Origin of the sequence: Streptomyces sp. NPDC006385 (assembly GCF_040612485.1) — a bacterium.
Taxonomy (GTDB): domain Bacteria; phylum Actinomycetota; class Actinomycetes; order Streptomycetales; family Streptomycetaceae; genus Streptomyces.
The window spans coordinates 1-6809 of record NZ_JBEXQG010000144.1 but is presented as its reverse complement, the minus strand read 5'-3'; the positions used below and the strand labels follow the sequence as shown (position 1 = coordinate 6809).

Annotated in this window: 6 protein-coding genes; 1 reads left to right on the top strand and 5 read right to left on the bottom strand. The window is 71.9% G+C overall.

What is annotated here, in order from left to right; all coding sequences use genetic code 11:
• Positions 1-86: 86 nt before the first annotated feature.
• The 5 genes from ABZ078_RS43875 to sigE form a co-directional block, all read right to left on the bottom strand.
• Complete coding sequence (locus ABZ078_RS43875; RefSeq protein WP_356584218.1) at positions 87-755, bottom strand: hypothetical protein; 669 nt, start codon at positions 753-755, stop codon at positions 87-89.
• Positions 756-983: 228 nt separating this feature from the next.
• Positions 984-1430, bottom strand: a complete 447-nt coding sequence (locus tag ABZ078_RS43870) for a sec-independent translocase (protein WP_356584216.1) — start codon at positions 1428-1430, stop codon at positions 984-986.
• 224 nt (positions 1431-1654) lie between these two features.
• Positions 1655-3685, bottom strand: coding sequence for a trypsin-like peptidase domain-containing protein (locus ABZ078_RS43865; protein WP_356584214.1), 2031 nt, complete (start codon positions 3683-3685; stop codon positions 1655-1657).
• Positions 3686-4074: 389 nt separating this feature from the next.
• Positions 4075-5043 (bottom strand): zf-HC2 domain-containing protein, encoded by a 969-nt coding sequence (locus tag ABZ078_RS43860; protein ID WP_356584212.1) that lies wholly within the window; start codon positions 5041-5043, stop codon positions 4075-4077.
• Entirely contained in the window at positions 5040-5738 is a 699-nt protein-coding gene (gene sigE, locus ABZ078_RS43855) for an RNA polymerase sigma factor SigE (RefSeq protein WP_356584210.1), read from the bottom strand. The genes ABZ078_RS43860 and sigE overlap by 4 nt, the downstream gene beginning before the upstream one ends.
• Before the next feature lie 235 nt (positions 5739-5973).
• Here sigE and ABZ078_RS43850 point away from each other — a divergent pair, with 235 nt between their 5' ends.
• The gene (locus ABZ078_RS43850) at positions 5974-6672 is read left to right on the top strand and encodes an O-methyltransferase (RefSeq protein WP_356584220.1); all 699 of its coding nucleotides are present in this window, start codon (positions 5974-5976) and stop codon (positions 6670-6672) included.
• Positions 6673-6809 lie beyond the last annotated feature (137 nt).

Below are 6809 nucleotides of genomic sequence, written 5' to 3'. Positions count from 1 at the left end.
GCCGTCCGCTGGGACGGCGCCCCCATCGGCGTCACTCTGCCCTGATCACTCTGTCCTGATCAACTGTCCTGGTTCGGGGCGAGGCCCTAGGCGTAGGCCGTGATGTCCTTGACGATCGCGAAGCCCAGCCCGTACGCGCTCATACCCCTTCCGTACGCCCCCACGTGCACCCCCTGCTGAGTCGACCCGGCCAGCACCCACCCGAACTCGGACTCGCGGTAGTGGAAGGGCGTGGGCACGCCGTCCACCGGCAGGGAGAGCGTCGACCAGTCCGGTCCCGCCAGGTCGTCCGCGAGGGCCCACGCGGTCTCCGTCTGCTGCTCCAGCCAGTCGTCGCGCAGGGAGTGGTCCATCTGCCCCGGCCAGGTGAAGGACAGCAGCCCCACGCCCGCCAGCCAGGCCGCCGAGGACACCGATGTGGCCTCCAGCAGCCCCGTACCGTCGGCGCTCCTGCGAGACGGGTTGGCCGCGATGGTCACCACCACCGCGAACTTCTCCCGGTCCTCCGTCGCCTCGTTCCGTACGGAGGGCTCGTCACCGTGCCCGATCGACCCGTGTTCCACGGCCCCGTCGGCCGCCGTACCGACCTGCATCAGCCAGCGCGGCCCCGTGAATGCCTCGTCGAGGCCGTACCAGGGGAAGGGCGCCAGCAGGTAGCCGTCGACCGTGCGCCGGGCGGAGGGGACCTGCTGTCCGCTCTCCGTGGCCGGTGCCTGCGCGACCGCCCGACTTGTCGTCTGACTCGTCGTCTCCATGTGCCCGGACGCCTCCTCGCTCTCGCCGGACCAGCCCGGCCCGCCCCCCTTCGGGCGTACTCGTCCGGTCCGCACAACAACTCGGCAGCATAGCCACACCGCTCCGAGCCGCAGGGAAAGCGCCCGGCGCGTGGGGCGCGCGGGGGGCGCGTTCAGGCCGTGCGCGACCCGGGCGAAGTATGAGAAGCATCACGTACGAGCGGTGTTCCGCGCTCGTGTTCGTACGCCTCAGGTGGCGTCCGCGTCGAACGGCGGGCGCTCGTCGCGCGGGTTCTCGGGCTTCTTCGTCATGTCGACGCTGCCGCCGGAGGAACCCGAGGAGGACGCCGAGGACGCCGATGACGAGTCCGCGTCACGGCCGTGGACGGCGTCGGTGACCTCCGCCATCTCCTTCTTCAGGTCGAAGCCGTTGCGGATCTCCTTGAGCCCCAGTTCGTCGTTGTCCAACTGCTTGCGGATGAACGTCTTGGGGTTGAGGTCCTCGAACTCGAAGTCCTTGAACTCCGGGCCCAGTTCCTGCCGGATGTCCTGCTTCGCGCTCTCCGAGAACTCGCGGATCTTGCGGATCGTCCGTGTGACGTCCTGGATGACCTTCGGGAGCTTCTCCGGACCGAAGACGAGCACGGCAAGGACGATGAGCGTCACCAGCTCGAGCACACCTATGTCATTGAACACCTGAAGCTCCTTGCGATGTCCTCGGTCCTCGGCCCTCGGCCCTCGGTGGTCGATTGCGGGTCTTCCGGGTCCGGGCCGGATCCACGGTACCCGCCGATCCGCTACGACCGGTACTGTCCCGAGGCCTCCGAATGCGGGTATGGGTGCGGTTTTCCGGGTTGTTTGCCTTGTCAGGGCCCGTATGGGGGTGCCCCATGGGGTGCGCTGTGATGTTTGCGTGCGGCTCAGTCACCGCTCGACGAGCCCAGCGTGAGGGAGATCGTCATCTTCTCGCCGCCGCGTTCCACGGTCAGCTCCAGGCGGTCGCCGGGGCGGTGGGCGCGGGTCTTGACGATGAGCTCCTCACCGGAGTGGACGCGCTGACCGTCGACCTCGGTGATGACGTCGCCCGGCTTGATGCCGGACCTGTCGCCGGGGCCGCCCTTCGTGACCGCGGGGCCGCCGTCACTTCCCTTGGTGCCGACGCGGGCGCCGTCGCCGGTGTAGTCCATGTCGAGGGTGACGCCGATGACCGGGTGGGTCGCCCTGCCGGTGTTGATCAGCTCCTCGGCGACGCGCTTGGCCTGGTTGACCGGGATGGCGAAGCCGAGGCCGATGGACCCGGCCTGGCCGCCGTCGAGGTCGGAGCCGCTGTCGGCGGACCGGATGGCGGAGTTGATGCCGATGACCCGGGCCTCGGCGTCGAGGAGGGGGCCGCCGGAGTTGCCGGGGTTGATGGGCGCGTCGGTCTGCAAGGCGTCCACGTACGACACGTCGCTCGTGTCGCCGTCCTCGCCGCCGGCCGTGATGGGCCGCTCCTTGGCGCTGATGATGCCGGAGGTGACGGTGCCCGCCAGGTCGAAGGGGGCGCCGATGGCCACGACGGGGTCGCCTACCTGGACGTTGTCGGAGTTGCCGAGCGGCAGGGGTTCGAGGCCGCTGACTCCGGTGACCTTGACGACGGCGAGGTCGTAGCCGCCGTCCCGTCCGACGACGGTGGCCTTGGCGGTGTCACCGCTGTGGAAGGTCACCGATATCTCGCCTTCGTCCCCGGCGGGCTCGACGACGTGGTTGTTGGTGAGGATGTGACCGCGGTCGTCGAGCACGAACCCGGTGCCGGTGCCCTGCTCCTCGCTCCCGCTCACATGCAGCGTCACGACGCTCGGCAGGGCGCGCGCGGCGATACCGGCGACACTGTCGGGCGCCCGCCCCGCGGGGTCGGCGTCGGCCTGCGGCAGCTCCACGTCCCCCACCCCGCCGTTGCGCTCGAGATGGGCCCCCACGACACCGCCGACGCCCCCGGAAACGAGCGCGACCACCAGCACACCGACGAGCAGCGCCTTCTTCGCCCGCCTACGCCGCTGCCGGTCGGTGGCGACGGCGGCACCGTTCTGCTGGAGAGGGCCGGCGGCGTTCGTGGCGGGCGCCCAGGGGTCGTAGTTCTGCCAGGGGTTCGTGGGGGGTGGTGCGTCGGCGTAGGCGGGGGCGGCCGGGGCTGCGGGGGCAGGGGGTGCTGACTGGGCGGGGATGGCGGGGGCGGGCGTCGGGGTGGGAGCGCCGGGGGCGGGTGCTTGGGAGGGCGTTCCGGGTGCGGACGCCGGGGTGGACAGCCCCGGCAGGGGTGCCTGCAGGCCGTGGGACGGGGGCTGCGTCGTCGGTACGGCCGTCCCGTGCGCGGGCGTGGTCGCCGGGTGCTGAACCGGCGGAGCGGGCGCCCAGGGGCCCGGCTCGCCGTAGGGCGGGGTGCTGTAGGGGTCGGGGTCGTGCAGTGGCTTGGGGCGTTCAGCGACGGGCTGGGTGGGAGCGGGGGTGGCGTGGCCGGTGGACTCCACTGGGACGGTCGCCCCGGCCTCGGCGGACCCGGCAGGCACCGCAGCCGCAGCATCGGCCGTCCCCGCGGCAGCCGTTCCGGTCGACGGGGCGGCCACAGGCGTCCCGCTCGGCCGGGCCAGCTCGAAGTCGCCCTCGGCCGAGGCCACCTGACCGCCGCTGCCGTTCGCCGCAGGCCGGGCCAGTTCGAAGTCGCCCTCCGGTGAAGCCGTGTCGGCGGGCGTGCGCGTGGCGGGACGGGCCAGTTCGAAGTCGCCGTGCTGGTCGGTGGCGAGGTCCCGCTCGTCGGCGCCTCCGGATGCCGTGGGCTCGTCGGCGTCCGGTGCGACCGGTGCCGGCCCGCTCGTCACGTCCGTCGTCGGCCCGGTGCCCTCTCCCGCGGGTGAAGGCCCCTGTGGTCGAGGTCGGTTCCACCACTTCGCCTTCGTGGGCTTCCCCTCGTTCATGCTCTGCTTCCTACTCGCTGCTGACCGTTGCTCGAGTAGGACGCCGCACTCTCCGTCGTCTCCGGACGGACACGGCCGGAGCGCGGCGGGCAACCAGCCGATCGGCCGTCGCTCCGCAGCCCGCGGCGACGGCTCCGGTCTGCCGGCTTCCCCACCCTGGTTCCACGGCAGGCCGCCACCGGGAGCGTCCCGGCGCCCGAATGCCTACTCAGCCCTGCGTTGTCGCACTCAAGTTCCGTCAGGAACCGGCGACTTCGTGCTACCTCCCCGATCCGGCACGCGGCGTCGACGGCAGCCGCAGTTCCTCGACTCCGCGCCCCGGCATCGGGCCCGGGCGCGGCCCACCCCGGATTCAATCAGGTTCGTGGGCCGCTGCGCAGAGTGCTCGGTCAGCGACCGGGCGCGGAGAAGGTGGAGGGGGATGGCGTCGGGTCGGGGACGGGTGCGGCGAGCAGGTCGGGGTTCGTCACCTCGGGCACCGTGGACCATGCGGTCAGGGCGAGCGGCGGGGTCGCGCTGAGCGGATGTATCAGCGGGGACATGGCGGCCGCGCCGACCACCACGGGCGCCGTCAGGGCGTGCAGCTCCTGGTCGGCCGCCTGGGCCGGCACCCCGGGCAGCAGGGGAGCCGACACCTCGGTCGGGGCCACCGGGGTGTCCAGTGTCCGCTCGCCCTGCCCCTGGGCGAGCAGCGGACCGGATCCGCGTCGGCGCTGGTTCTCCGGCGCCGTCGCGGCGCCGGTTCCCTGCGTCCGCGCCGGCGTCACATTGCTGCCGCCGGAGCCGCCGCGTGCCTCCGCGTCGGTCGGCACGCTCGTCGTGACGCCGCCCAGCGCGATCGCGGCCAGCGACACCGCGCCCGCCGCGACGAACGCGAACCGCATCCGGGAGGACGCCGAGCGATCGGTGTCGTGACGGCCCACGGAGTGGGTGGGGAAGCCGCGGTCGGAGGCGGGGAGCACGGGGGCGTGCGGACGCGACGGGACGTATCCGAACTCGAAGCGGTCGCCCCGCTTCACTCCGAACGCTCCGGTGGCACCCGGCCGTCCGGACAGTCCGCCGAATCCTCCCCCGCCCAGCGGCGAGCCGCCGCCGTCCAGGTCACCTCCCCCGGGGAGGCCCTGAAGACGGGCGAGGAAACTCTCGGAGGGAGGCGGCGGGGCCGCCTCCGCGAAGACGTTCTTCAGTCGGCGCTGGGCGTCGACCTCGGCCTTGCACTTGGCGCACGTCGCCAGGTGGGCCAGGACACGCTCGCGCGTCTCATGACCGAGCTCTCCGTCGACGAGGGCGGAGAGTCGGTCTCCCAGATGCTGCTCGGCCAGAAGCCTCTCGGCGGGGTTGGGTCGGGAGCCACTCACGCGGTCGCGCCCCCTCCCCCCAGTGCGGGCACACGCGGCACGAAGGAGCGGCGCTCGGCACGCGCCTCCGGCGAGCGGTGTGCGAGTGCCTTGCGCAGCTGCGAGCGGCCACGGTGGATCCGGGACCGGACCGTGCCGAGCTTGACGCCCAGGGTCGCGGCGATCTCCTCGTACGACAGTCCTTCGATGTCGCACAGGACGACCGCGGCGCGGAACTCGGGCGCGAGGGTGTCGAGGGCCTGCTGGACGTCCGCGTCGAAGTGCGCGTCGTTGAAGACCTGCTGGGGAGAGGGCTCCTTGCTGGGCAGCCGCTCGGCCGCGTCCTCGCCCAACGCGTCGAAGCGGATGCGCTGCTTGCGGCGGACCATGTCCAGGAAGAGGTTCGTGGTGATGCGGTGCAGCCAGCCCTCGAAGGTCCCCGGCGTGTACGTCGACAGGGAGCGGAAGACACGGACGAAGACCTCCTGGGTGAGGTCCTCGGCGTCGTGCTGGTTGCCCGTCAGGCGATAGGCCAGACGGTAGACGCGGCCGCTGTGCGTGCTGACGATCTCCTCCCAGGTGGGCGGAGTCCACGCCTGCCCGTCCGCGTCGGTGGAGAAGGTCGCGGTCTGGGCGTAGGCGGCGGCGTGGCTGTGGTCAGCGGTGTCGTTCACGGATGTCGGCCTACCTGCCGATCCGAGAAAGCGCCGCAGCACTCCTCCCCGAACCACAGGCGCAGCCGCACCTCCCCTGTCGGCTCTGGTGGTGTCCAGTGGAGCCCCTACCATAGCCACCTCGCCCGTTAGCTCCGGATAAGCGGTTTTACGAGAATTTGATCTGGGCTGACACGGCTGGTGCGCCTGCGTCAGCACTTGCTCGCGAGCCTGCTCGTCATCGTGATCCAACTGTGTCCCCCCGCTCGTCTTCCCACCCCTCTAAACGCGCGGTCCCATCTGCGGGTTCCCGGCCGCAACGGATACAGTCACGCCCAGGCAACCACGGGGACAGGAGAGGGTCATTACCGGCAACCGGCAGACGAGCTGGGCGTTCGCCGACGCCTATGTCGCCGAGGACGACGCGCTCCGCTGGGCCCGCGACCGGGCCCGTGAGGCGGGGCTGCGCTCGGTGTCGCCCGGCACGGGCGCCGCGCTGCGGTTGCTGGCCGCCTCGGTGGACGCGAAGGCGGTGGCGGAGATCGGTACCGGCACCGGCGTCTCCGGCATCCACCTGCTGCACGGCATGCGCCCCGACGGCGTCCTGACGACCGTCGACCCCGAACCCGAGCACCAGCAGTTCGCCCGCCATGCCTTCCGGGCCTCCGGCTTCGCCAGCAACCGCGCCCGCTTCATCCCGGGCCGCGCCCTGGACGTCCTGCCCCGCCTCGCCGACGCGGGCTACGACCTCGTCTTCTGCGACGGCGATCGGCTGGAGTTCCTCGACTATCTCGCTGAATCGTTGCGCCTGCTGCGTACGGGTGGCCTGGTCGTCTTCGAGGGCGTCTTCGCCAACGGCCGCACGGTCGACTCGGGCCCTCAGCCCACCGAGGTCATACGCATCCGGGAGCTGCTGCGGGCAGTGCGTGAAAGCCAGGAGCTGGTGCCGTCGCTGCTGCCGGTCGGGGACGGACTGCTGTGCGCGGTCAAGCGGTGATCATACGGCCGACCGTCCGCCATGGACGTACCGGAACAGCGGCTGTGGCACAACTCCGACCTCCTGGCGAAGGTCGACGAGTTGACGGGCACCTCGCCCTCCCGGTTCGTCGTCGTGGGCGCCGGACAGAGCGCCGC

Bases quoted from the DNA above. Each gene is read 5' to 3' on its own strand.
- ABZ078_RS43875 (WP_356584218.1), bottom strand. From the start codon at position 755: ATGGAGACGACGAGTCAGACGACAAGTCGGGCGGTCGCGCAGGCACCG.
- ABZ078_RS43865 (WP_356584214.1), bottom strand. From the start codon at position 3,685: ATGAACGAGGGGAAGCCCACGAAGGCGAAGTGGTGGAACCGACCTCGA.